This is a genomic window from Acinetobacter sp. ACNIH3 (assembly GCF_002918965.1).
Lineage (GTDB): Bacteria > Pseudomonadota > Gammaproteobacteria > Pseudomonadales > Moraxellaceae > Acinetobacter > Acinetobacter schindleri.
On the sequence record NZ_PQLP01000107.1, the window covers coordinates 1 to 2,550 of the forward strand.

Below are 2,550 nucleotides of genomic sequence, written 5' to 3' on the forward strand. Positions count from 1 at the left end.
GCCTATTTAAGTGATGTGCTGAAAAGGTTGCCAACACATAAAGTGCCCCAAATAGAAGAATTACTACCTCACCGCTGGAAACCTGAACCCCGTTAAAACTTGGCGATGGCGTTCAGCGGATGCTTACTGTATTTTGCCTCCTACAACAGATGAAAAACGTATATTGTTACCTATAACAGCAGTAATATCATATTGATTTTCATAGAATTCAAATCTATAGCCTTCTTTAGGATACTTTTGATCGTTCATCACCATGAAAACTCCTGAATAGAGATAATCTTATGGAAGATGAAGTAATCACCTAAATGGATTGAAATATTGTGGAGGGTAAGAGCATTATATAAATCGTTCAATGTCTTATATTCTTTATTAAGACTTTCCTGAGTACTCAAAAGTAGTTCAGTAGACCATAATTTGGCATTACCCCTAGAATAAAAAAATAAAATTTTTTGCAATAATTCATCATTGGCTAAGACATTTTTATCTATCACACGGAATTCAATATTCATAGCTTTTAGAATATTTTCTATAGCTTGAATTTTTAATAAATTCTTTTCACTTAATGCTTGAATAGATGGCTTTACCTCATGGATTGCATATGTACCATCTTTATATTTGATGAGAAAGTCAGGAAAAAGAAAGCGATTTTTGGCATGTGGAATTTTAACAGCCTGAGTACGATAGACCTCTACATTTTGGTTTTGTTCTAAGGATAATGCATAAGCCAATTCTAGTTTACTTTCTAGCGGTATCATGGCTTGATTTTTTACGCTTGGAAAGAGAGAGGTGCGTTTTCCAATACTGCCTTGTTCGATCTTTCTTTTGCCAATAATTTTCCCAGAGATGTCTGCTTCTTGCTTAAATGCCTCAATAATTTGTTTCGTGATATCAGCGTGAACTTTGGAAGAATAGTTAGTCGTATTTTGGATATGTTCCATTCCAATGACTCTGTAAAGATTGCTAAGAAGTCATTATTTGTTGGAATAGAGGCTACTGCAAGATGCCTAAAAACAGGAAAAATGGATAATTCGAGGAGAAATATAAAAAATTAAAGCGATTTTTTAAGTGGATTTAGGTTAAGTTGTTGTTTTATGGTCTAATTCAATATATCACAAAATATTCTTTTGTACATTGTTGATTTTGTTTGTTTTTTGTAATAAATTCTTTGTTGTAACCTGATTTATAATTGAGATTCTTTTTAAGAAAATATCTTAGCTTTTTAAGAAATAAGAATATCAATTTTTAAACTTATATAAATGGTACTAAAATTTATTTTCTCTTAAAGACATGGTCTTATACTCAACAGATTGAGCACTCTGAATACAATGAACTTTACAAAATATGAATTAGGAAGTCGAAAAGCTGGTGAAATTATTGAAGTTACCTTAACGGCAGCAGCAAATGTTCGATTAATGCAATCTTCTGATTTTAATAATTACAAAAATGGTCGTCGACATAGTTATCGAGGAGGACTTATAACAAGAAGCCCTTATCGGATAGCTATTCCAAGCTCTGGTACATGGTATTTAACTGTTGACATGCAGGGGTTAAGGGGTAGTACACGTTCATCAATACGAATATTGCCTTCTGCATTACCTGAGGCAAGAGAAATGCCTTTGCGTCAAGTACCTAGTCTCTATAGAGAACACCCTGAAGTAATAGCTACTAATGAAACCTTCGATGTGTTTATTTCACATGCATCAGAAGATAAAGATGATTTTGTTAGGGATTTTGCAGCATCACTTGCCAATAAAGGTTTAAAGGTTTGGTATGATGAGTTTACTTTAAGGATAGGGGACAGCCTTCGTCAAAAAATTGACAGGGGGCTTGCCAAAAGTAGGGTTGGATTAGTGGTTTTATCTCCTTCTTTTATTGCTAAGGGGTGGACTAATTATGAACTAGACGGGATTGTAACTCGCAATGTATCAGGAGAGCAGATTCTGCTTCCAATTTGGCATAACCTAACAAAGCAACAAGTAATTGATTTCAGTCCTTCTTTAGCGGATAAGGTTGCACGTTCAACGGCTACACACACTATTGATGAAATTTCCAATGAAATTGTTGACTTAATTAATTCACATAAATAGAAAATATATTATGAGTAGACATAAAGTATTTATTAGTTATCATCATCTATTGGATCAAGAATATAAAGATTATCTTGAACAGTTAAATGAGAAACATCAAATTTTTATTAATCAATCTGTAAAACTTGGTGAAATTGATGATTCTTCACCAACAGAGCAAATAAGAGAAATTATTCGTGATGATTATTTACAGGACTCTTCTGTATTGATTCTTTTAGTTGGTCTTGAAACTAAGAATAGAAAGCATATTGATTGGGAAATTTATTCAAGTATGAGAGACAGTAAAAAGAATAAAAAGTCAGGCATACTTGTGATTAATTTACCTACAATCAATTGCTCTTATTATACGGCTGCCCATGGAGAAGGAGAAAAACATCTTTATCCTTCCACTACTTGGGTGTCTATTAATGACAGAAAAGAGTATGAAGAAAGATACCCATATATGCCGGATAGAATAATAGAT

Annotated in this window: 5 protein-coding genes; 3 read left to right on the top strand and 2 right to left on the bottom strand. The window is 33.0% G+C overall.

Going from position 1 to position 2,550, the window contains the following annotated elements; all coding sequences use genetic code 11:
* Positions 1-96, top strand: a 96-nt coding sequence (locus C3420_RS17965) for a transposase domain-containing protein (RefSeq protein ID WP_139133946.1), incomplete at its 5' end; no start/stop codon positions are given.
* A 27-nt stretch (positions 97-123) separates the two neighbouring features.
* On the opposite strand, the gene C3420_RS17820 is transcribed toward C3420_RS17965, so the two are convergent.
* Positions 124-249, bottom strand: a complete 126-nt coding sequence (locus C3420_RS17820; RefSeq protein ID WP_265734829.1) for a hypothetical protein — start codon at positions 247-249, stop codon at positions 124-126.
* On the bottom strand, positions 249-938 hold the full coding sequence (locus C3420_RS16735; RefSeq protein WP_103799621.1) for a TnsA endonuclease N-terminal domain-containing protein: 690 nt from the start codon (positions 936-938) through the stop codon (positions 249-251). The genes C3420_RS17820 and C3420_RS16735 overlap by 1 nt, the downstream gene beginning before the upstream one ends.
* Before the next feature lie 387 nt (positions 939-1,325).
* On the opposite strand from C3420_RS16735, the gene C3420_RS16740 reads away from it, so the two are divergent.
* On the top strand, positions 1,326-2,087 hold the full coding sequence (locus tag C3420_RS16740) for a DUF1883 domain-containing protein (protein ID WP_103799622.1): 762 nt from the start codon (positions 1,326-1,328) through the stop codon (positions 2,085-2,087).
* A 10-nt stretch (positions 2,088-2,097) separates the two neighbouring features.
* On the top strand, positions 2,098-2,550 hold a 453-nt coding region (locus C3420_RS16745), incomplete at its 3' end, for a TIR domain-containing protein (RefSeq protein ID WP_103857254.1).